Origin of the sequence: Paraglaciecola aquimarina (genome assembly GCF_032464635.1) — a bacterium.
In the GTDB taxonomy this organism is placed as follows: Bacteria; Pseudomonadota; Gammaproteobacteria; order Enterobacterales; family Alteromonadaceae; genus Paraglaciecola; species Paraglaciecola aquimarina.
On the sequence record NZ_JAWDIO010000002.1, the window covers coordinates 4,683,356 to 4,706,796 of the forward strand.

Below are 23,441 nucleotides of genomic sequence, written 5' to 3' on the forward strand. Positions count from 1 at the left end.
AAAATGACAACACTCAATATACTCATGTTAACTTTGCTTACGAGCTTGTTAAGTGCATGTGTTTTGCAAACAAAAACAGGCGGGCCTTGTACTTATGTATCCTCAACCGAACAAGCCAGCGTGTTGCAACTAAAAACCAGTTATGCGCTACTAAAAAGTAGCACCAATCAATATGAAGTAGAGTTAACACTATTTAACTCAACACCCCAAATTGGTGACAGCTACCGCCTTGCCTTAAGCACTATAACGCAAGGCAGCTGCACTCCCATTGTTATTCAGTCGGTAAAATTAAATGCAACTCATTAATATAAATAAAGCCCGTTATCGCAAACACCTAAATATTGTTATTGTCGCCTGTATCTTGGCCTTATTGGTTGGCTGTTTAGCCATTTCACAAAGCTTGATTGCGCTATTTCCAGATGAAAGTGGTAGCCATTTCCATTGGAATTTGTTGGGTGTCATAGCCGCAGGAGTCGTTGTTGCCTTGCTGTTAAACAAATTTCGCTACCATGACTTTATGACCGAAGTCGCCTACGTGTGGGATTTAAAACAAAGCCTAAATAAAATTAACCGAAAAATGCCCAAGTTAAAACTAGCCGCACAAGCTGGCAATATTGATGCCCTGGTCGCGATGGAGTTTTGCTATGCAGGCTCTCGTCAACTCTGGCAACTCGACGACAATACGCTAGTGATGGACGAATTAGTGGTTAAACAAGCCGAGCTCGATGCACTGGCAGAAAAATACAAGGTTACCCTTAGGGCTGCCGATTATGAGCAAACTATGTTACAACAATTTTAACTCACCTGAACTCGATGTATGGACTCCATACATCGAGTTCAGGTTAACTAGCAATAGTCACATGTACTTTGGCTGCAGGGTAAGATCCCATATTTTTTACTTTGGCTATTTTGTTAATTTCATCAATAGCTTCTGCCACCGCTTGCTCACGGTAATGACCTTGCACATCGATTAAAAAATTATATTGGCCGAATTCAATTTTGGTAGGCCTAGAAATAATAGAGGTTAAGTTGACTTGCCGAGAGGCAAAAGAGGTTAAAACCTCAGCTAACAAACCTGGTCTGTCATGATCGTCAAACACCACCAAGCTAGTTTTCCAATGTGTATTTGCCTGCACATCATCAACTTGACTACGGTATTTGGATAACGCCAAGAATCGCGTTTGATTATTTTTGTAATCATTAACGTTTTCGACCACATGTTTAAACGTTGTCGGGTCAAACGAGCCAGAAGGTACAATAGCAGCACAGTTACCTGCTTCTTGCAGCACACGATTAAGGGATTCTATATTGCTTTGAGTGGTGATAATTTGCGTGTTATCGAGTCCATCAATATATTCAGAACATTGCCCTTTTGCTACAAACTGGACAAACAATCTATCTATTGCAGTCAAATCGGCGGTATCACTTACAAAGGAAAACTGTATAGGCAAAAGCAGCTCCGATACTATGCTCAAATCACTATCAATCAAATGATCTAACACCAAAGACACATACCCTTCAGAAAAATTCTCAATCGGCAGTACCGCAATATCACTGCTGACTCCCACTGAATTCAGGACTTTTTTGATCGAGCCAAAATACTCAATCTCGTATTGACTATTAGTCGATTGAATATATTTTAACGCAGCAGATTCTGAGTAGGTGCCTTTAGGGCCAAGAGTGGCTAATTTGTTCATATTACTAGTATATTTTCAGTTTCAGTGAGGTACGTCCAAGCCGTTAATAATGATACAAAAATGCATCATTGTTAAATAAGAATCTGACCCAGCATATATTTAATGGTCTGGTTGGTGACATCTAAATACATAGCTGCTCCCCGCTACCGATAAAAACAGGCACTATGAAGGGCAGCATAGTGTTGTCTAGCATGGCCAATTAGTTGGCCCAACGCAGAGCCGAACAAGGACTACCAATGCGCCTACTGCACACCCGAATATTTTTCAAGCTTCATGTCTTTTTCCCACGCCACTAACTTAGTCGTAAGTCTATCTACTATCTCTGGATGCTGAACTGACAGATCATTTTTCTCACCTATGTCTTGGCGGATGTTGTACAACATTTTGCGACCACTGCGATACGCGGCTAACTTCCAGTCTCCTTCTCGTACAGACGCATACAGGTCTTCATAAGCTCGATAGCCGAATAAGGGTTCATTTCTTTGCAACATGCTATTTTGTTGAATGGTAGACAATAAAGACACACCATCTAGATGTTGATATCGGCTAGGGTCGCCGCCCGCTATCTCAACCAAAGTTGGGAACAAATCAGTCGATTGCACTAGACTTTGGTTAGTTGTACCCGCTCTTGTCACACTCAGTGCCAACTAACAATAAAAGGAACGCGTGCACCACCTTCGTATAAGGTGTCGATTTTTTCCCTCCACGGAAAGGTTTATTCTCTAAAAGCCCCCCTTGATCCGACAAGAATATCACCACAGTATTTTGCTCCATACCGCTATCTTTGAGCGCTTTACGTACACGACCTATCGATTCATCAATGCCGCTGACCAACGCCGCGTGATGGGCTTCTTTGCTAGATAGGCCTTTGTCGATAAAATGCTTAACTAGGTCTTTACGCCCTTCAAAAGGGGTATGAATTGCGTAATACCACATCGACAACATAAACGGCTTTGACTTGTCATAAGTTTGAATGAACTCAACCGCATCGTCTGTCAGTTTGTCTGTCAGGTACCGGTCTTTTACATCTTTGTACACATCTGAGTTTTTAAAATATGGTGGATAGTATGAGTTGGGATGGCCCCAGTTACTTGCCCCAATTTGCTTGTCAAACCCTTGATCGGTTGGGTGGTAACCTTCATGCCCTAAATGCCATTTACCAACAAAGAGATTGTAATAACCTTGCTCTTTAAGGGCTTCTGCGTAAGTCACATATTCGGTGTCCAACCAATTCACACTCGGTACCTGAGCGGGATCTTTTTCCCAAAAGTTATACTTTTGTGTCGTGCGACCAAACTTATCAAAACCATACTGCTTTTTATGGGGAATGTGCCTTGGCATACCAATGCGAGCAGGGTGCTGTCCTGTCACCAGCGTTGCTCGACTTGGGCTACATGTTGGTGTGGGGATGTATGCACTTTCGAACTCTAACCCATCCAAAGCAATTTGCTCAATATTCGGCGTTTCATATACCGGATCCCGTAAAGTACGAGACGACCACCCCATATCGTCGGCAAAAAACAAAACGATATTAGGTTGTGACTTTTGCTTATTAAACAGGCCGCCCGCTTGTGCTGGAGGAACGGCAACTAACGCCAAAGTCATGCTTAATTGAATCAATTTAGCTATAGAATTTTTCACATTCATACTCCCTTTTAAAAATGACAACAGGTACCTCTTTTAAAGAGATGTGCTGAATTTGGTTAATTCTTCTTTCGACTTTTCAAACCCCACAAAGGTATTGTCTTTTTCTATGCTCACAGCGTCGCTGTGATTCACAACAAATAGATGTTTATACTTGGCTCGGGCGGGGTAAGCGCTGTTTTTTTCGATTACATTATTTTTGAACACTAAGCCATCTACTGAAAACAAATTTAGGATAGGCGCATAGTCAAACACTTTGAAGGTATTATTTTCAATCAAAATATTTTTGTTGTAGCGAGAGCTTTCTTTGTATTTGTTGTCAATACCGGCGGCAACGGCAATTATGCCGGTCCCCCACTGTGCATAAAAACTGTTGTCAAACACGTTATTGCGAATAATCGCTTGGCTAACCCCACCTTGCTCGTACCAAAAATTCGCGTCACCTTCAAATAAAATAGCCGAACCGGGAGCATGGAAGTAATTGTCTTCAACCACTGTTTTACCTCGGCTATTCAGCAACATGCCTCGAGCGCGGTTACGGCGTATGGTATTACCTTTAATCAATACCTCTGCGTAGTCACGTACCTCGGCTATTGAATCGCCCTCTTGTAGACGACTATCAAATTTGTCTTGAAACACGACTCGAGTAATCTCTTCGCTGATACGCTCACTGCTCGCCACCTTAGCCGTTGAGTATGTGTTCATGCTAGGTGCATGAACTAATTCTAAGGTGTCGCCGGCGTCAATAAAATCAAAACCATATTGTTGAGGGTGTTGTAATCGAACGTCTATGGTTTTGGCATCTAAAATCTTATCTACCGCCACATAAATACCGTGTATGTTAGTCGCGTCATCTTTTTGATTTTCGAATAAATTGTTCAGTAGTTGGATTTTTCCGGTGCAGTTTACAAAGTGTGTAGCGTCGGCAGTAGTAGACACGTAACGTCCTTCACTGGGAGTGACTTTGGAGTTTTGCATAGTGACATTATGACTACGCTGAGCCAATAATCCCATGCCACCAGCATGATGAATAGTAATATTATCGAGCACTACGTCAGAACTGTCAGACACCACAAAGCCTGGATATTTGCGATATTTAGCTTGAAAAGTCATGATATTACCCACCGTGGCTACCAGGTCTTTCTGGAAAATCCGTACGTTTCTATCACCCGGCAATTTCTCTGCGGGTAAGCCGTTACCGGTTTGAATATCCTTGCGCATATAAGCCGTTTCTCTTAGCTTGGCATCAAACTCTAGCAATCGTTTAAATTGATAGTCAGAGGCGTTATCAACCGCTATACGTCGCTCTAATTTTGGAATTAAGATTTTACCAGGAGGACTATCTTGTAAACCAACAAAGGTCAAAATACCTGCAGTATTAATTTTATAGGGAAAGGCTTCAGGAATGTGTATATCTAAGTATCCATCTCCTGTGGCCAGAACGCTTGCTTCACTGTGAAACGAACGCTTAAAGTCCACTGAAAAGTGACTAAACTTGATATTTTTTCCGTCTTCAAGAACAAAAGGATTGACTCCACCGTGGAACATAAAATCTGAACCTTGGCCGTCTATCTCTAGGTTTTCGAAACCATCCAAAGGAAATATAATACGCTTGACACCGGGATCGTTATTGCTGATATATACATTTTTTTGCATCGCACGATCCGGATAAAAATCGTACTTCCCTTTTGGAAAAACAATCTTAGTGGCACCTTGCTGTTTTGCCATTTCCAATATTTTTCTGATTTGGTAAGTACTATCCGATCCATCATTCTTCGTTACACCATACTGGCTAACATCAATAATTGTACCGGCAATGACTTGCTGAGCGGCTAGCAACAAGGCCAAGCCTAATCCTAAGGTTGTCATGTGTTTTTTGACAAATTTACTGTTTGTAATATGCATTTTCTGAGTCCGATAGCGAAAAATTATTTGGCGATAGAGCCGTCATCTTTTAAGGTCTTTTTACTATGCTCGTCTGCTTTAACGGCAAAGCCATAGTCTCCCTTGTAGCTATTATTTTTCAGCTCAACATTGTTACTATGCATAAACTCAAATAAAGGACGGTTTGGGTGTAACACCGGCTTATCTATAGATTGTTCAATAGTGTTATTTTGGATCAGCAAACCATCCACTCTGTCAGCCCAAACAATACGGGTACCAAAGGTTTTTATGGTGTTATTCTCAAAGCGAATATTTTTGTCAAAAACCTGAGTCTGATCAAAGGTTTTCCCCAAACGAGGTGTGATGTACAAAGCCGCGTGCTCTTTGCCTGCGTAGGCAAAATCTTCGAATACATTGTTACGTATAGTCGCATCTTCTACTATGCCTGATTCAAACCAAAAGAAGGTTTCACCACGAAATAAAATAGATGACATCATTGAAGACAAGTGGTTGTCTTCTATAACAATTTTGAGCGGCGTTTTTATCACAATATTTCGCGCCCTATGGTCACGAATAACATTACCACGCATTGTAAAAGTAGGATTCCAGGTTTTGTTCTCTAACAAATCCCCCACTTTAAGCTGACTAGGAAGTGCCGAGGTAAAACGGATATCGGTATATTTCTCGTTAATCACTCGCACACTTTCAACGGTAGCGACACCTGCTCGCCCTACATTAGGTTGATGTACAAACCAGATATCATCACCTTTAGCGGCAAATTCAAATCCCATTTGTTCAAAATGGCCAAACTTCACTCTTACGGTTTTATTATCAATGACTTTATCCACAATGGTGTAAGTGCCATGTACGTTAGTGCCATCATCTAGCATGTTTTCAAAACGACTATTTTCAACCAAGATGTCGCCTTTACAGTTAGCAAAGTGTGTGGCATCTGCAGTTGACGAAATAAGTCGTTGTGCGCCGTCTCTTAAATGCACACCTGAATTTACAATTTTGATGTTTTCACTGCGCTCAAACAAAAATCCCATACCTAACGCATGATGCACGGTGACATCATCAAATACGATATTACGAGAGTTTTTAACCTGAAAGGCAGGGGCGTATCTATCACTATGACGATCACCTTTTGAACTGGTCAAAGAGCCAACCGGCGGATAGTGTTTTAGTTTTTCATGCAAGCGCAACACGCCATTCCCTAAGTCTTCAACCTTTGTTGGCTTACTGTGGCGATCAAAACCACCGTGTACAACACGCTTTTGCTCTTTTTCAAAGGCTAAGGTTGAACCCAAGTAGTCGTAATTAAAGCCATCGATATTTGGAAACAGTATTTTACTGTCTTGCAATTTCCAACTATGAGTGCCTGTCCAAGGTTTGATATCGCGGTATGCCTTTTCTTTATTCACGGCTAATATTTCAGCCACAAACGTAAACGGAATATCCCAATCAATCGTTAGGTTACTGACCTTTACTTGTTGGTTATTGTAAAGCTGGAATGGGGCAGTTTGGCCGTGAAAAATAAATTCCGAATGGTTACCTTCAATTTCTAGCGACTTAAAGTCAGACAACGGAAAAACAACTTTCTTCATCCCATTACCATGATTTGTCACAGCACTATAGCGGCTTAATGCGTATTCAGGCGAAAAGGTGTATACCCCCTTCTTAAACACTAATTTTACTTCATCATCAGTGACGTTATCTAACGCATCGCGGATGATAGGAGTCATGTCTTTCTCGGTTGCTTCAAATACCAAGGTTTGTTTTGCCTGAGCTGAGGTAACCATCATTGTTGTTATTGAAAAACATAATACAGCTAATGGTTTTGCTGTGTTCGAGAATAATTTCATTATTAAGCCTTTAAAATTTGCAGCAGTGAATTGCTTTTAATTAGTGCTAGTGTAAACAAAGGGATAACGTTATCCCTTTTAAAACCTAATAGTATCCCTTGAGTTGGCTAAAGTCTACAAGCTGATAACATTTGAACAACATTTTTAATGTTGGTTGAAGTAAGCAAAGAAAAGTAAATAACGACTCGCCTAAGTGCTAGACGAGTCGGTGAACTGCTTTGAAAACAGTATCTTACTGAAGATTTTTACGATATAAGTTTTCTATTTCAGGTAATGCTGGATGGTTGGGCTTTGGCAAATAATTGGGCCATTGTAAAGGTTTGTAAACTTGGTCACCCGGTAATTGTAAGGTATCAGCATGCTCACGTCTGTAAGTCTGGCACTCTTGACTTACGCATGATTTTCCCCAAAGGTCTAAGGTCTCCTTAATCGCTTGCTCTGACTCGGGATAAGCTCCCTTGTCATCGGTAGACTCAATCCAATCCTGCAATACTTTTCTATGCTCTAGGAGTGCAGCTTTGTATTCTTCGCTGCTGGCTAGGTTATTAATTTGATGAGGATCCTTTTCTAAATCATACAGCTCCTCAGCAGGTTTTGTTTTATCGAAGTAGCGAGCTTGAACAGGGGTCAACTTACCTTGTTTAAACAAAGTTGCAAATTCAATACTGAAAGCTTTGCCGTCTCGATACTGGGGCTGCGAGCGTGGTATTTCAGGATGAAAATTGCGGATGTAGCGGTATTTTTTACTGCGCACAGAGCGAGAACGATCAAAAGAGTAGTCCATTCGGTCTTTCGCAGAAATCACATAGTCACGGCCAGTAAAGTCATCGGCAAACAGATTTTTACCATCATAATATTCGGGCACTTCAATACCAGCTAAGGCTAAACTGGTGGCGGGAATATCTAGGCCACTTATTAAATCATCGCGCACCGAGCCTTTTTTAGTTAACAGATGGTTACCCGCTGGCCAATTCACAATAAAAGGCACTTTTACACCACCTTCGTATAAGTCTTGCTTATGCCTTAGTAAAATCATGCCGTGATCTGAAAACCAAAATATTGCCGTATTTTCTAGCAAACCATTATTTTCTAGGTTCGTCAGAATTTCCTTCAACTCCCTGTCTGACTCTTCTATCGTCGCGTAGTGTTTAGCCCACTCTTTTCTATGCTCAGGCGCGTCGGGGTAATATGGCGGTATAACCATTTTATCTGGATTAATTCTATCAACCGCTGCTTGTTTGACATGATGCTTACCACCTTTAAGCTGAATTTGCCCAAAGAAGGGCTTATCTTTTAAGGTCTTAGCCCAGTCAAACTTCTCACCGTCGTAAGCACCTTGCCAACCTTTTATGCCCTGTTGAGCGTTATATAACTTGCTTCTGTCATATTTAAAGTTGTAATCGTCTTTACCGATATTAAACGTTTGATAACCCGCATCCGCGAATAACTCTGGTACCGTTTTATAACCTTCTGGTAAAAATACACCATTGTAACTACTGCGATTCGACCTGTGCTGATGCAGTCCCAAAGTTGTTTGATACTGCCCTGTGATTAGTGCTGAGCGCGTTGCCGAACATACAGGTCCTAGTTGCATGGTATTGTTAAAACGAACACCAGTTGCAGCGAACTCTTTAATTGTAGGCGTAGACACAGTGTCATCACCATAGGCACTATTCCAAGGGTTTTGATCTTCAATATAGATCCACAAAATATTAGTGGGCTTTTTCATATTCTGCTCAGCAGAAAGATTTTTTTGCGTGGCAACAGGCTGAGAACAAGCGGTAAAAACCACTATGACTAAGAAGCCAATTATTCGTGTAAACATTTTGAGATCCTCTCTATTTTAAAAATTTATGTTGCAAAACTAGACTACGCAAGCTAACCCCTCACTAGTCAAAGTTCCATTTATCTATCCAAGAACGTGTACGGCTGGTATCCATTAGTGCCTTATATTTAGCCACTAAACTAGGATGAGAACTGGCTAAATCAGTAGTTTCAGCTACATCCTTTGACAGATCGTAGAGTTCAAACTCAGTGGTATACCCTTTTTCTTTAACACCTTTATACAACCGAATTGCTTTCCACTTACCATCACGGATGGCTTGCGCTTTATGTTTACCTTGCGGAAACTCCCAATATAAATAATTATGCTCTGCCTGCTCACCTTGGCCTAACAGGTCAGGTAAAAAGGACATACCGTCAGTTGATTCAGGGGCTGACTGTTGGGTCAAATCAGCCAAAGTAGGCATCACATCCCAAAATGCACCAATATGCGTAGACACAGTGCCAGCAGCTATTTTTCCAGGCCACCACGCTAACATGGGCATACGAATTCCCCCTTCGTATAATTGACGTTTAAAACCGCGCAGGTCGCCATTTGCTTTGAAGAATGCCATGTCTGCGCCTCCTTCTGGGGTAGCACCATTGTCGCTGGTAAATATCACTAAGGTGTTATCAGCAATATTTAATGCTTTTAATTTATTGAGCACTTCTCCCACATGTTTATCTGTGTAACTCACCATAGCAGCGCGCGTCGCTCTTGGTTTTTCGACAGGCATGTAATAGCCCACTTTTTCTGGCGGATCGACTTCGAAATCATATTGTTCTATTTCTTTATCAGGAGCCTGCAATGCTGCATGAGGCATGGCATAAGCGAGATATAAGAAAAAGGGTTGATGTTGGTTTTGTTCGATGAAATTTAGAGCATCTTGATTCATCCGTGCTTGAGCAAAATCAGTACGTTTAAATTGTGCGTAACTTTTGGGGTCGTTGTAATCAAAATTAGGCAGTTTAAGATGATGCATATCCAAAAAATCGTTATCTAAAGCGGTCCACTTTTGATTACGCCACAAGTGTGTGGGAGCATGGTTATGAGCTTGTTTTTGATCTAGGTAACCAAAGAAATAGTCAAACCCTTGCAGGTTAGGTCGGCCTACCGAATTCTGCCCTCCTAAACCCCATTTCCCAATGGCTGCCGTTTTATACCCTGCTTGTTGCATCATAGTGCCCAAGGTTACTGTGGCCGGTAATAAAGGCAGTTGGCCAAATTCAGTTTCGTCACTAAAGCCACCTAATTCGTAGTTACCACGAATATGCGCATGGCCAGAATGTTTGCCCGTCATTAGTGATGCTCTTGAAGGCGCACATACAGCACTACCGGCATAAAACTGAGTAAACCTTTTCCCTTCTTTAGCCATTTGATCTAGGTTGGGCGTGCGCATCACCTTTTGACCATAACTGCCCAACTCACCATACCCCATATCATCTACCATAATAAAAATGACATTCGGTTTGCGTTTATCCAGCACTTTATTGCTCAACTGCGGCTTTGTACTCGCGCAACTCAGTCCAACTAAAGCAAGGGATAACGGCAGTAAAATCCCGCGTAGTTTATTAATCATTTAACATACCTTCTTTTACAGTGAACAAATGCCACACTAGCGTTTTTGTACAATCTAAATAGCCGTCAATTGAATCGGAGTGACCTGTAAATTATCAGCATAGGCCGACACGTTGATCTTTCCTGTTTGACCTTTTTTAGTTTTGAGGATCAACATTGCCTTGCCATAAAACGCTCTACGATAATCAGCATTAAATGGTGCAGTAGTCGCCGAATCTCCATTGCCCACGGCTGCGACTTCTGCCGCTCCGGTTACCTTAAATTGAATTAAATTATCAGCATCGGGCACTAAGTTACCGTCTTTATCTTGCACTTCAACCGTAATATAAGATAAATCATAACCGTCTGCAGTCAGTTGTGATCGATCTGGAGTAAGCACTAACTTCGATGGGACTCCCGCTGTTTTTATATCCTTAGTGGCCACTACTTTACCTTTATTGTACGCCACGACTTTGATCTCATCAGGTTGGTAATCAACATTCCACAATAGTCGGTAAGGTGAATCAAAAAACGTAGTTTCTTTATCGTATTTTAACGCTACCGGTAATTTAACAGTGTCGACTCCTTTGGTTTGACGGCCCATCGAATTCCCGTTGACAAACAGTTCAACTTGTTCAGCATTGGTATAAACCATTACTGGTACGTTTTCTCCTACTTTGTTTGGCCAGTTCCAATGGGGAGCACGTGTACCATTGGCTTCTTTGTCCACTGACTTTGATACAAATAGAATCTATCTTTTTTGAAGCCGACTAGATCTACTGCCCCAAAAGATGAACTACGGGCCGGCCAATCTTGATTCCAGTAAAATGCGTTACCATGATCTCGACCTCCGTATGGTGTGGGCTCACCTAGATAATCAAAACCAGTCCAAATATATTCACCCATCACATTTGGATTCTTCTTCAAATTATCAAATTCGATATCAGGTACGTACGCCCAGAGAGGGGTTATCACATCGTAACTGGTGACATACTTAGACGGGTGTTTACGATACTTTTCAATAGGAAAATGATACACACCGCGCGTACTGACCACTGAAGATGTTTCGGTACCTAACATAATCCAATTAGGGTGATTCTGTTTAATCTCATCGTATAAATAAGCTTTGTAATTGAAACCTGCAATATCAATTTGTTCACCAAATCCATTTTCTGTCGGTTCTGGGTACATACTCATGCCATGCGTCACTAACCGAGTATGATCTTCATCATGCATAATGTCTGTTAGATGCTTAGCCAGTTTCCAACCTTCGGGCTCTTTTTGTTCATGCACTTCATTCCCGCTACTCCACATGATCACAGAAGGGTTGTTACGATTTTGTTTGATCATGTCGCGCAAGTCTTGTTCATGCCATTTATCGAAATCTTTGTGATAACCATTCACCACACTCGGCTTTTCTAATTGCCACATATCAAAAGCCTCGACTTGCAGTAAAATCCCCATTTTATCCGCTAGTTCCACTAGTTCAGGAGAGGGAGGATTATGCGAAGTACGCACTGAATTCACTCCCATTTGTTGCATGATTTGCAACTTTCTTTCAATTGCGCGGGTATTGGCAATCGCCCCCAAAGGGCCATTGTCGTGGTGTAAACAGACACCTTGGATCGGCACCCTACGACCATTCAACCAAAAACCATCATCAGCTTTGAACTCTATGTTGCGAATCCCTAGAGGCGTGTGATAAACATCTACTACCTGACCTGCCCGTATCACACTCGTCACAATGTCATAGCGATAGGGATTGTCGATATCCCATAGAATTGGCGAGTCGATAACAAACTCAGCAGCAAAATTTAGATCGGATTTTTGCGCTAAATTAAAACTTCTCTCCAGCGTCTGTACCACTTTTCCATCGGCTTGCTTAACTTCTGTAACAACCGAAACGCCAGTGGCCGACCCAGAGTTTTCAAGATGCGTATCTAATCTAACTGTGGCTTGGGATTTATTAACCATTGGAGTGTTAACAAATGTTCCCCACTTTTTGACGTGCACTTGGTCGTTGATTTCCAACCAAGTATTACGGTACAAGCCCGCTCCTGGATACCAACGAGCAGAGTAGTTTTCAGGAGATAGGCGCACGGCAATGACGTTTGCCGTACCGGCTTGGTTTAGATATGGTGTAATATCGTAACTAAAGGCAATATAACCAAAAGGCCGTTCGCCAACTAAGTGACCATTCACGTAAACCTTTGAATTTGACATGGCGCCATCAAATGTCACAGACACGTATTTATCAGTAGAGGTGTCTGGAAGGGTAAACTTTTTACGATACCAAGCCGTACCAAACACGGGCAAGCCGCCGTTGCGCGCACTGTACTTTTTATCAAAGGGCCCTTCTATAGCCCAGTCATGAGGTAAGTCGAGTGCTCGCCATTTGTCGTCTGCATAACGAACAGATTCAGCGCCCTCATTCTCGCCCTTAGCAAACAACCAACCTTGATTGAAGCTTTGTTTTTCACCAATGGCCATCGCATTTTGCGCATTTAAGATTAGAACTAATGGCGCTACCAGCCGACCTAGTAAAAGCAAATATCTGCTTCTCATTTTTATATTTAACATACACACACCAAAGGGATAACGTTTTCCCAAATAATAATCACAGATCCGTCACAGGTCAATTAATATTAATAAAATGTTAAGGAAAACGATATTCTCTTAATCTTAGGTTGAAGCAGGAACACGCTAGGTTGGTATTTTCTAGGCAAATAGCATATTTTATGCAGGGAACTAACAACAACGATAATTAAGAGTGCTTATGTTTAATCAATTCATGTCTAAGTGTTTATGTCTGCTATTTTGTTATATAGCTACTGCTTGTACCGCACTTCAGCCACCACAAAAAAGCGCGTTCCAACAACAAGAACTCGCCGACAATTGGCAGTTTCAAAAAAGCCCACATCTCGCCCAACAATTCCATGCTTCCCCGGAAAAATGGCAGACTGTTAATTTACCTCACAGCGCTAATATCGAAAATAAGGTCATTAAAACCCAGTGGCAAGGCCTAGCTTACTATCAAAAACAATTTATGATTGATCCGCAGCAGAAGGGAAAGCTAGTCTCACTGTATTTCGATGCCGCTATGAACATTGCCGAGGTTTGGCTGAACGGTAAAAAATTAGGCACACACTTAGGCGGTTACCTACCCTTTAGCTTTGATATTACTGAGGTTATTCACTTTGAGAAATCAAACAATTTGCTGGTCAAATTAAGTAATTTAGACAGCACCATTACCGGCCCTAAGCCAGTCTACAACCTAGATTTTAACATGTACGGTGGATTGTACCGTTCTGTTAGATTGCAGTTCAAACCTAAGTTACATATCACCGACCCCATCGCTGCAAACAAAGTGGCCTCTGGTGGTATATTCATAACACCGAAGGTAGATATAGTTAACGAACAACATAATAGGGCCAAGCTAGATATACAGACTCATATACAAAATAGTTCTGATAAGGCTATGCATTTTCAACTATTTCAAAACCTCACTTACAAAAACAAAGTGATTACGCTGACGGCAGAAAGTTACACCCTGGCTGCAGGCGCAGAACAGAGTATCAGGCAAAAACTAGAAGTAGATAATGCTAATTTGTGGCATCCGAATTCACCTAATTTATATCGGCTCACGACAAAACTGACGCTCGATAACCAGATATTGCAAACCGTAGAAAACGACGTTGGCTTTAGAAACTTCACTTTTGATAAAGACAACCAATTACAAATAAACGGACAAACGACTTTTCTAAGAGGGGTCAATTACCATCAAGATTACCCTTACATAGGCTACGCGAAGTCTGCACAGGCAGAATACCGCGACGCACAACTAATCAAATCTGCTGGTTTCGATTTTGTACGTTTATCTCACTATCCCCATTCTCCTGCATTTCTAAAGGCGGCTGACGAGCTAGGTTTGGTGTTGCTTAACCCGTTTTTAGGATGGCAATACTACAACGAAGATCCAGCCTTTAAACAAAATGCTTATCAAAGATGTAGAGACTTGATCCGCCGAGATCGCAACCATCCTAGTGTATTGGCATGGGAGTGCTCTCTCAATGAAACCGCTATGCCTAAGGAATTCATTGCGCAACTGGACAAAATAGTGAACTAGGAAAGCCCCAATTCATATTCTGCAGGATGGCAACAAGGATTCGATATTTACCTGCAGGCGAGACAACATGTATATAAACACCCAAATGAAGTCAAACCAAACCTTCCTTACTTAGTGTCTGAATACGGTGATTGGGAATACTACCGTTACAATGCTGGGCACAATCAAGCTAATTGGTACAAACTACCAGAAGAAGCACGTTTTAGCCGTCAATTGATCAGCGCAGGTGAACAGCGCCTACTACAGCAATCAACCAATTTACAAGAGGCCTATGTTGACAATAGTAAACACCGACCAGTGGCAGATAGCTACTGGGTGATGTTTGACTACAATCGCGGCAAATTTACTAACCTAGAATCGTCTGGCATTGCCAGTATCGATAGACTGCCCAAATACAGTTATTACTTTTATCAAAGCCAACGCAGCCCACAGGTGAAATCGACTAAATTTAAATCAGGTCCGATGGTATATATAGCTAGCGATTGGAATCAGCATTCTGCCCCCAAAGTCCGTGTATTTACTAATAGCGAACGGGTTGAGCTGTATTTGAATAACAAACTTGTTGCAACGCAGGTCCCTAGCCGTCAAGTTTCAAGCAAGGTACTACCTCATCCTCCTATGACGTTTGACTTAGCTAAATTTGAACCCGGTACCTTAACTGCTAAAGCCTATATCAAAGATCGTCTAGTAGCAGAACATCAAGTGTCTACAGCCAGCAAGGCTAGTGCACTGCAGCTGAAAATAGCCTCACACGGCGTGACTGTTGCTAGCAATGATACTGTGTTTGTGCATGCTCAGTTGATCGACAATAAAGGAAGGCCTGTGACAGACAACGACGTAGCCGTGCAGTTTACAATCGGTGGCGATGCATACGTGGTTAACCCTGAGAATTCTCAAGGGGTTTTGACGACCAAAGGTATTGCGAGCGCCTTAATTAGAACCGGCAAAAACCTGTCGAACATATCAATCGAAGCTAGAGTCGTAGACAGCTCTATATCGCCCGCAAAGATTGCGCTCTAGTTGCGCTACCTTCATTTAACATGGTCATGCCAGTGCTCGGTTAAATGTTGCTAAAAAATAGCCGTATCAATACGGCTATTCTGACTACTTAGACGAGAGCCTATTAGATTTTTCGCTTATGTAAGCCCATCTGGCTTCGAGCCACACTGCAAAAAATCGATCTCTAAAGGCGCCACCTTTTGCCGGCTCTGGCCAAGTATTCACTGCGGGTCGAATAAACACAGCATTAACTTGTTCATGTAAATTAGTGGCGATATTGAGCAACTCAAGCTGTTGATAAAAATTGTCGGTGCTTGCGATCAAATCGCTTAAAGGCCCAACGGGGTCGATAACCTTATTCAGTCCTAGAAACTCTATGGCTCTAGCTTTTACATGCAAACTATCATCATTGTTAGCCAGCTGCTGAATTTGTTGACTAAACTCTGCTGCCTGCTGTCCAAAACTAGTTAAGCCAATCAACGCCCAATATCTTTGCCACTGGTTAGTTGAACTGAGATATTGAGTCAACTGTGGCTTAGCTTGTTGATAGGTCAGCAATTGCAAATCAGCAATATCTATCAACTTAGCAATGGCAGACTTGCTAATTTGACCAAAGCCCACCGCCGTCAAGTCTTGGGTTGTTTGTTGCGAGACTAATTCAGACTCTGGATAAAAACCTAAATCAGGCCAAGATTTAACTTCTTTTTGCAACATATTACGCAATGTTAAGAGCTTGCCTTTGTATTCTGGCAATTGAGCAAGGTTGCGGGTTTCATGAGGGTCATTAGCAATATCGTATAAAGCTTCCGCTGCTTTAGGTTGAAAAAATGCAGCTTGCGCAGGACTCAGCTTTCCAGCTTGAAACAGAGACTTCCACTCTCTATAGGCATATTGACGATAGCGGTACTCAGCGAACAGGCTATCAGCATAGAAAGGTTGATAGTTACGTATGTATTTAAAGTTACCTTTTCGTACGGCCCGGACCAAATCAGACTTTTCATCAAAACGATCGGCATGGCTGAAGCTAACATCACGCTTATTTAGCGCTTCTAAACTAATATTTTTCCCTAGAAAAGCACGACCATCATGGTAATCCTTAGCTTCAATCCCTGCTAACTCTAGCAAGGTAGGAGCAAAATCAATAAAACTCACAAAGCCATCAACATGAGTATTACTAGGGTTTTGCATGTCTTTCGATAGTAAATGTCGGAAGTTTTTAGGCACTCGAACAATTAAAGGCACATTTAAGCCTCGTTCAAAAACATACCCTTTACTTGCAGGCAATACGCCGCCATGATCACCAAAATAAAAAACGAAAGTATTTTCCAGTTCGCCATCTTGTTTTAGCATATCCAACACTTTGCTCATCTCAGAATCAACGTCTTGATGGTAATCAAGATAACGAGCTTGCGTGTATCTAAATGCGGCTGTATCTGGGTAAATTGGCGCTAATTCCACTTCACTTGGTTGGTGTCTGGTGACAACATTTTGTACATCAGATTCAGCAAAATGTAATGTATGCTCATGAGTTTGTTTCCAAGACTGTATGTGAAAGAACGGCTGGTTTTCAGCCCTTTCTCTCCAGTTAGCCCCTTTTTCAGACTTATTCCAAAACGCTTCTAACCCTGCAAAATTGTAATCGCTTTTGAAATTATTGGTGGTGTAATAACCGGCTTTCTTTAAGGACTCACTAAAAGGTTCAAAGCCAACCGGTAGTTTTACAGGTTTGACTGTGCGGTGATTCAGTGTGCCAATACGCGGCGCGTAAGCGCCAGTCGCTAGAGTAGAGCGAGCAGTTGAGCAAACAGGCGCATTAGAAAAGGCGTTGTCAAAAATCAGCCCTTGCTCAGCCAATTCCTCGACCATCGGCATGCTAGCCCCCGCTTGGTTGTACAATTTAAGGAAATGTTTGGAGTTGTCTTCAGAAATTAGCCATAAGAAATTTGGCTGTTTATTATGACTAGTTCGCGCAGCGGATTTACCTGTACCCTCTCCTGTACCTGAACAACTCATGAAGGAAATAATGGCTACGCCAGCCAAAAACTTAACTGCTTTACTGAAAACGAAGTTGTATTGTTTGTTGAGCATATATCGTCCTAGGGATAACGTTTTCCCTAGGGTATGATCAGCCATCTCAAAACTCAACAATATTTACCCAGAGTTTACTATCACAACAATAGAGATAGACGAAACAAGCAGCTAGTTGATGTCTTTTACCGATTTCCGTTCGACTATGGTAGGCATAAACAAATGGGTTCTTTCAAACCCCTCGGGCTCTGAAGACGTCAAACTAAGTGACAACTTAGTGGCATACTCCGCCATTTCGACGATAGGGTAACGAATAGTAGTTAAGGCGGGACGGCATATTTGAGCAATATCTAAATCGTCGAAGCCGACTACAGAAACATCATTAGGTACGTTTTTACCCATATCAAATAAGGCATTCATCACGCCAATCGCCATTTCATCATTGTAAGCAACAACCGCAGTAAACTTAGCACCTCTGGCGTACAGCTCGTTTAAGGCCGTTACACAATACTCAGAAATGCTCAATTTATGAGGGTTATCATTACTAGCAAACATAATATTTTCATCTGGCACACTTATGCCTTTGCCAGCCAATCCTTGCTTTACACCTTGAATGCGCTCTTCTTGGTCCTGATTTTGCGAATTAAAACTGATAATCGCAATATCTCTATGACCCTTTTTATACAAGTACTCGGCGGCAAGGCGCCCGCCAGAAACGTTGTCTAACCACACACATCGAGGTGCAATACTGGGCATGAAACGACTAATAAACACTAAACCAGAATTTGTTCGGCTAACTCTGCAAGCTGCTCTTCGGCTCCATACTTAGAGTGAATAATAATGTTCTGGCAACCGTGTTCGCGCAAAGACGATACCGCATTTAATTCAGCATCCGTGTCATTCAATGAATTTAGGGTCATAACTCGAAAAGAGTGTTTATTCGCTTCTCGTTCTGCACCGTGAGCAATACTGCCGAAAAATGGCTTATGTAAAACAGGTGTGATAACCCCAACTAATTCTGACCGTCTGCTAACCAGAGCTCGAGCATTGGTATTGGGTCTGTACTTCATTTCGTCGATAACTTTTTGAACTTTAGCTCTGCACTTTTTGCCTACTTTCCCCTGCCCACGAACAACACGGGAAACGGTCGAGGGAGAAACCCCCGCTACACGAGCCACATCTTTTATTGTTACCATACTAAATATACACCGCTATCCATTGAAAATAAGCACTTTAAGTGTTGTTTAATTTTGTGCAACGTTATCCCAGCTAAGGCATTTTTGCAATGATATTGCTAGATAAGCATGTTATGAAATTTCATTTCCGTTAAAATGTTGTTAACGTCACGAGTTCATCAAATTAATTCGCCCCCTTGGAACACATTAATGGCATTTAGTTCAGCAAACGACAGCGAAAGTGTACAACTAAAACACAAGTTTATTTTAGGTTTTGGTTTTCTAGCGATATTCTTTTCTAATCAAGGCATAGGTATATTAGCGATCCCTTACTATCAAATGACGTTGGGCGTCGATCCGTTCTTATTGTCTATCGCTATCAAAGCGCCAGTCTTAATAGCCAGTTTCTTTGCGCCATGGATAGGACAGGTGTCAGATCGATTTCAAAGTCCGATTGGTCGTAGGCGACCTTTTCTATTTGTTTTTCCGTGGTTAACATCGTTGGTATTCGGATTTATTTGGATGGTGCCAAGCCACTGGGATCACAGTCAACAACTCCTCTATTTTTCAATCATGGCATTGTTATTTTACTTGCTTAGTGTTTGCTGGACAGTGCCCTTAAAATGCCTTGCTTACGAAACGTCTAGAGATTCCCACGAACGAACAAAAGTCATGGGCTTTATTACCTATTTTCTAAAATTTGCTGCAATTTTCTATCACTGGGTATTTCCGATTGCTCAGCTCAGTATATTTGGTGGAATCGTTATCGGCATACAATATGTTGGCTGGGGAGTGGCGCTAATATTCTTTGGGTTAATGGCCATGATCCCAGCCATATTCATCAAAGAACGACACTACGAACCCTGTAAAATCACCCAAAAAACTCCGTTACTAAAAAGCATAAAAGCCGTAATGCTGTCTCAAAATATGAAAGTATTGTTGGGCCTACTGTTAATTCAGATGACCCTAGGCAGTTTTGCCGCCAGCATGGATTATTACGTATTGGTTTATCACATGAGTGACGGAAATGTGGGGTTAGGTGCAACATGGAAAGGCATGTTGTCGACCTGTTATGCCTTAGCCGGCATAGTAGCGGTCCCTCTGGTTATTCGCGCATCAAAAAATTCGGCAAAATCACCACCATGAAAACCATCTATATAATGACGGTCATTGGCGGCATACTTAAATGGTTTATTTATCAACCCGGCAGAGAATGGTTTTTGGTGGTAGATGCTTTGCTTTGTAGCGGTGTATGGGTGGGTATGGCAGTTGTGGTATCGGCTTTAGTCGCTGATCAGATTGATCATGACGAGAATATCAATAACGTCCGCAGAGAAGGTATTTTTGTATCGCTACAAAACTGGATTATTTCTATTGCTGGCGCGGTCGCCGTTATTAGTTCTGGCTTAACCTTAAACTTAATTGGCTTTGAGGCATTGCAAGGAGCTGCGCAGACTGAAATGTCTATTCTATCAATGAGAATGATACTCGTGTTGGGTACCGTTATGTCTGCTGTAGGCGGATATATGTTAATAAAACGATACACACCACACCCGTCAAACCCAAGTTAACTGTAAGTATCTAAATTCATTGTTGTTAAGGACAAATAGTGGCTACGTTTAATTTTGACGAGAGACAAAAAAGTCAAGTTTACCTAACACTGTTAGCCAATTAATGAAATACAGGGACACTTACTCATGTAGTTTGGCCTTCGGGCAAAATAGGCTGAAACAAAATAAAATAAAATAAAGTAACCCTAACAATAAAAACAATCATATTGTTAATTGTTAAAAAAAGTAAAAATAATGTGAAAATGAACGAACTTGTATCTTAATCAATTCTTCCATAAAGAACGAAAGCCAAAAAGGAAAGACTTTGAACTTATTTCAACGAAAAATAATAAAACCTTCTGTGGGTTTAGCGCTACTAGGATTAACCTTGCAAAGCGCGCAGACCTTGTCTACTCCTTCTGAAGGGCAAACCTTGTTTGAAACAACTTGTGCCGCTTGTCATGGCAAGGACTTATCTGGAGGTGCTGGGTTTAATCTAAAGGATGAAACATGGGTCCACGGCAGTCAACCAGACGACATTTTGGCCAATATTAAAAAAGGCTTTGGTCAAGCTGGAATGCCTGGTTTTGCTGGTGTTTACAGTGAACCACAACTTAAGAGCATCGTGGATTATGTGTTGTCAAAACGTCAAGGCTTCGACAATTTAACTTACAAGATTTATCACCTCGATGACAACGCACCCGCTTCGTTCGCCATAATGGATAAGCTAGAAGTCGCTAAATCCGGTCCCTTAACGACTAACTTAATGGACTTTGCTATGCCAGAAGCAAAAGATTATATCATTGAGTTTGAAGGTGATTTATATGCGCCTAAAGAAAACCCTGGGCAAATATTTGCCATGATCTACAAAGAAATGTTTGAGCTAGAAATAGACGGACAAGTCATTAAACCTTCAAAGTTTGAGTGGTTACAAGTAGCTTGGCCAATTAAGGCTGGTAAACAGCACGTAAAAATTCGCTATTCAACAGTAGGTACCAGAGCTAATCACAATAAACAATTTTCGTTTTTTGTGGCAAACCAAGATCTTACACAAAAATTGTTTGGCATTAGCACACCTGGCAAACAGTTTTTAAATAATGCTACCGTTAATGTAAAAGCTGAAACACAGCCACAAGTGGTTCGCAAAAAAATCGTTAACTTGCCTGTTTCCTCTGTAGCAGTTGGCTTTCCAGAAAAAATCAACTACGCATTTAATACCAAAAATTGCACCATCAATGGTGCGTGGACTGGCGACCTGTTGAACGTAGGACCGAATATTGAAGGACGAGGCCGAGATGGCGGGGTTATTCTTGGAGATTGGCTGTTCCATTCGCCACAAGGCATAGCACCAGAGTCGAGCAATTGCATATTTACAAAATACAACCGACAGGGTAATCCTAGTTTTGTTTATGAAATAGATGGTAATCAGTATTCTGTACAAGTTAGCCCACAAAGCGCTAACGCATTGACCTTTACCTATACTTTATTGCAAGGCTCAAATTCTCGGCTAATGCTAAATCTACCCGAAGTAGACAAAGCAAACTTTACCAGCCAAGAAGGCAAAATAACTAACAATCAATTCAGCGTGCCGCTCAAAGTAGGCCAATCTTATGCAATAAGCTTAACGTTAAAAGGAAGCAAATAATGAAATTTCAACACTCAGTTATTGCCTGCGGTTTGATCTTAACCGGCCTATTTAGCGCAGCTACAACAGCAAAAACCACATACATTCCTAAAGGTTACGAAATTCAAACAATTGAAACCCCAAAAGATGTACGTTTTCACGCCACTGGATTAGATGTGAATAAACAAGGCCATGTATATGTTGCAACACGTTTTGGGGATGTGTGGAAATATAGCGATGCTACATGGAGTAAATTTGCGGATGGTTTGCACGAGCCCACAGGACTAATGTGTGAAGAGGATGGCAGCATTATTGTGGCACAAAAACCTGAGCTGACACGTTTAATAGACTTAGATAACGATGGTAGTGCCGATGACTATATTCGTATAGCCGATGGTTGGACCTTTCATGATAACTACCATGAATTTAACTTTGCACCAGTTAAAGACCAAGACGGAAATTACTACGGCACATTGAACTTAGGCCACGGTGTGCCAGATGCCTTAGCTCTAGGCGCAATGGACAGTGGTGGTGGCTATCGTGGTTGGGCTTATAAAGTATCGACTGAAGGCGAGTTTATCCCTTTCGCTAATGGTTTACGCTCGCCAGCGGGTATTGGCATGAGTCCAAATAACGAGATATTTTTCACCGACAACCAAGGTGATTGGGTTGAAACCTCAAAATTGCACCTATTAGAAGAAGGCAAGTTTTACGGTCACCCTGTCTCATTAAGAGATGATCCAAACTTTGGCCTAGAAAAAGTCATTGAGAATAAGAAGAATTTCAAATTATTCGACGATATGCGTGAAAAACCTGTTGTTTGGATCCCTCACCTTGAAGTCGCCAACTCCCAGGTAACCCCGAGTGGGATGTGACTAAGGGTAAGTTTGGACCCTTTGCCGATCAAATATTTATTGGCGACCAAACACAATCTAACTTATTTCGCGTAATACTAGACAAGGTCAACGGCCAGTACCAAGGGGCTGTCATAAACTTTATTGACGGTTTCCAAAGCGGCAATATTCGCATTAAGTTTGATCCACAAGGACAACTATGGGTCGGCCAAACAGCACGGGGGTGGTATGCTAAAGGCGGTAAACCATTTGGTTTACAAAAAGTGGTTTGGAATGGCGAAACGCCCTTTGAGTTGTTAGATATGAAGCTCACCAAGAGTGGCTTTAAACTAACATTTACCGAGCCGTTAAATGACCAAACGGTTTTAGCTAAACATTTTGATGTACACGAGTATAATTACAAATTTACGTCTAGATATGGCTCTGATAAACATAATAAAAAAGACTTAACAGTAAAGAGTGTCAGCTTGTCTAAAGACAAAAAAACCGCTGAAATTAAACTCGATTTAACTGCCGATAAAATAGTAGTTGTGAATTTCCCGCAGCTACAAAATGCCAATCAAGACAAACCGTCTGTGACCACTGTGTATTACACATTGAATCAGTTGTTGTAACC

Annotated in this window: 19 protein-coding genes and 1 pseudogene; 8 read left to right on the top strand and 12 right to left on the bottom strand. The window is 41.6% G+C overall.

The genetic code is table 11. The annotated features are described in order from the left end of the window. Nucleotides 1-3 precede the first annotated feature (3 nt). Both RS130_RS23240 and RS130_RS23245 read left to right on the top strand, forming a co-directional pair. On the top strand, nucleotides 4-306 hold the full coding sequence (locus tag RS130_RS23240; RefSeq protein WP_316027906.1) for a hypothetical protein: 303 nt from the start codon (nucleotides 4-6) through the stop codon (nucleotides 304-306). Continuing rightward, entirely contained in the window at nucleotides 293-799 is a 507-nt protein-coding gene (locus RS130_RS23245; protein WP_316027907.1) for a DUF3087 domain-containing protein, read from the top strand. The genes RS130_RS23240 and RS130_RS23245 overlap by 14 nt, the downstream gene beginning before the upstream one ends. Nucleotides 800-842: 43 nt before the next feature. Here RS130_RS23245 and RS130_RS23250 read toward each other — a convergent pair whose 3' ends face one another. From RS130_RS23250 to RS130_RS23290, 9 genes are all read right to left on the bottom strand, one after another. Beyond that, complete coding sequence (locus tag RS130_RS23250) at nucleotides 843-1,697, bottom strand: prephenate dehydratase (protein WP_316027908.1); 855 nt, start codon at nucleotides 1,695-1,697, stop codon at nucleotides 843-845. A gap of 242 nt (nucleotides 1,698-1,939) precedes the next feature. Beyond that, entirely contained in the window at nucleotides 1,940-2,332 is a 393-nt protein-coding gene (locus RS130_RS23255) for an alkaline phosphatase family protein (protein WP_316027909.1), read from the bottom strand. Continuing rightward, a complete protein-coding gene (locus tag RS130_RS23260; RefSeq protein WP_316027910.1) occupies nucleotides 2,310-3,338 on the bottom strand; it encodes a sulfatase-like hydrolase/transferase in 1,029 nt (342 codons plus the stop codon). Before RS130_RS23260 ends, RS130_RS23255 begins: the two co-directional genes overlap by 23 nt. Before the next feature lie 39 nt (nucleotides 3,339-3,377). After that, nucleotides 3,378-5,246: a right-handed parallel beta-helix repeat-containing protein gene (locus tag RS130_RS23265; protein ID WP_316027911.1), complete on the bottom strand. Its 1,869-nt coding sequence runs from the start codon at nucleotides 5,244-5,246 to the stop codon at nucleotides 3,378-3,380. A gap of 23 nt (nucleotides 5,247-5,269) precedes the next feature. Beyond that, nucleotides 5,270-7,090 carry an alpha-1,3-galactosidase-related protein gene (locus RS130_RS23270; RefSeq protein WP_316027912.1) on the bottom strand — a complete coding sequence of 607 codons (1,821 nt, stop codon included), beginning with the start codon at nucleotides 7,088-7,090 and terminating at the stop codon, nucleotides 5,270-5,272. Between the two features lie 232 nt (nucleotides 7,091-7,322). Continuing rightward, on the bottom strand, nucleotides 7,323-8,915 hold the full coding sequence (locus RS130_RS23275; protein ID WP_316027913.1) for a sulfatase family protein: 1,593 nt from the start codon (nucleotides 8,913-8,915) through the stop codon (nucleotides 7,323-7,325). A gap of 64 nt (nucleotides 8,916-8,979) precedes the next feature. Continuing rightward, nucleotides 8,980-10,491, bottom strand: coding sequence for an arylsulfatase (locus RS130_RS23280; RefSeq protein WP_316027914.1), 1,512 nt, complete (start codon nucleotides 10,489-10,491; stop codon nucleotides 8,980-8,982). A gap of 54 nt (nucleotides 10,492-10,545) precedes the next feature. After that, on the bottom strand, nucleotides 10,546-11,199 hold the full coding sequence (locus tag RS130_RS23285) for a DUF4982 domain-containing protein (protein WP_316027915.1): 654 nt from the start codon (nucleotides 11,197-11,199) through the stop codon (nucleotides 10,546-10,548). Continuing rightward, on the bottom strand, nucleotides 11,142-13,049 hold the full coding sequence (locus RS130_RS23290) for a glycoside hydrolase family 2 TIM barrel-domain containing protein (protein WP_316027916.1): 1,908 nt from the start codon (nucleotides 13,047-13,049) through the stop codon (nucleotides 11,142-11,144). The genes RS130_RS23285 and RS130_RS23290 overlap by 58 nt, the downstream gene beginning before the upstream one ends. Nucleotides 13,050-13,245: 196 nt before the next feature. Here RS130_RS23290 and RS130_RS23295 point away from each other — a divergent pair, with 196 nt between their 5' ends. Together RS130_RS23295 and RS130_RS23300 are read left to right on the top strand one after the other, a co-directional pair. Continuing rightward, nucleotides 13,246-14,595: a glycoside hydrolase family 2 protein gene (locus RS130_RS23295; protein ID WP_316027917.1), complete on the top strand. Its 1,350-nt coding sequence runs from the start codon at nucleotides 13,246-13,248 to the stop codon at nucleotides 14,593-14,595. Between the two features lie 114 nt (nucleotides 14,596-14,709). Further along, on the top strand, nucleotides 14,710-15,615 hold the full coding sequence (locus tag RS130_RS23300; RefSeq protein WP_316027918.1) for a DUF4982 domain-containing protein: 906 nt from the start codon (nucleotides 14,710-14,712) through the stop codon (nucleotides 15,613-15,615). An 84-nt stretch (nucleotides 15,616-15,699) separates the two neighbouring features. On the opposite strand, the gene RS130_RS23305 is transcribed toward RS130_RS23300, so the two are convergent. Genes RS130_RS23305 through RS130_RS23315 form a run of 3 tightly spaced genes read right to left on the bottom strand, consistent with a single transcriptional unit; the run spans nucleotide 15,700 to nucleotide 18,818 of the window. Further along, nucleotides 15,700-17,739 carry a sulfatase family protein gene (locus RS130_RS23305; RefSeq protein WP_316027919.1) on the bottom strand — a complete coding sequence of 680 codons (2,040 nt, stop codon included), beginning with the start codon at nucleotides 17,737-17,739 and terminating at the stop codon, nucleotides 15,700-15,702. Nucleotides 17,740-17,793: 54 nt separating this feature from the next. Further along, a complete protein-coding gene (locus RS130_RS23310) occupies nucleotides 17,794-18,378 on the bottom strand; it encodes a substrate-binding domain-containing protein (RefSeq protein WP_316027920.1) in 585 nt (194 codons plus the stop codon). A 17-nt stretch (nucleotides 18,379-18,395) separates the two neighbouring features. Next, nucleotides 18,396-18,818 carry a LacI family DNA-binding transcriptional regulator gene (locus RS130_RS23315; RefSeq protein ID WP_316027921.1) on the bottom strand — a complete coding sequence of 141 codons (423 nt, stop codon included), beginning with the start codon at nucleotides 18,816-18,818 and terminating at the stop codon, nucleotides 18,396-18,398. Nucleotides 18,819-19,007: 189 nt separating this feature from the next. On the opposite strand from RS130_RS23315, the pseudogene RS130_RS23320 reads away from it, so the two are divergent. The 4 genes and pseudogenes from RS130_RS23320 to RS130_RS23335 all read left to right on the top strand — a co-directional run bounded on the left by RS130_RS23320 (nucleotide 19,008) and on the right by RS130_RS23335 (nucleotide 23,439). After that, nucleotides 19,008-20,368, top strand: a pseudogene (locus RS130_RS23320) (MFS transporter). 304 nt (nucleotides 20,369-20,672) lie between these two features. Then, nucleotides 20,673-21,992, top strand: coding sequence for a c-type cytochrome (locus tag RS130_RS23325; protein ID WP_316027922.1), 1,320 nt, complete (start codon nucleotides 20,673-20,675; stop codon nucleotides 21,990-21,992). Beyond that, nucleotides 21,992-22,846, top strand: a complete 855-nt coding sequence (locus RS130_RS23330; RefSeq protein ID WP_316027923.1) for a DUF7133 domain-containing protein — start codon at nucleotides 21,992-21,994, stop codon at nucleotides 22,844-22,846. Before RS130_RS23325 ends, RS130_RS23330 begins: the two co-directional genes overlap by 1 nt. Next, nucleotides 22,843-23,439 carry a hypothetical protein gene (locus RS130_RS23335; protein WP_316027924.1) on the top strand — a complete coding sequence of 199 codons (597 nt, stop codon included), beginning with the start codon at nucleotides 22,843-22,845 and terminating at the stop codon, nucleotides 23,437-23,439. The genes RS130_RS23330 and RS130_RS23335 overlap by 4 nt, the downstream gene beginning before the upstream one ends. The last annotated feature ends 2 nt before the right edge of the window (nucleotides 23,440-23,441 follow it).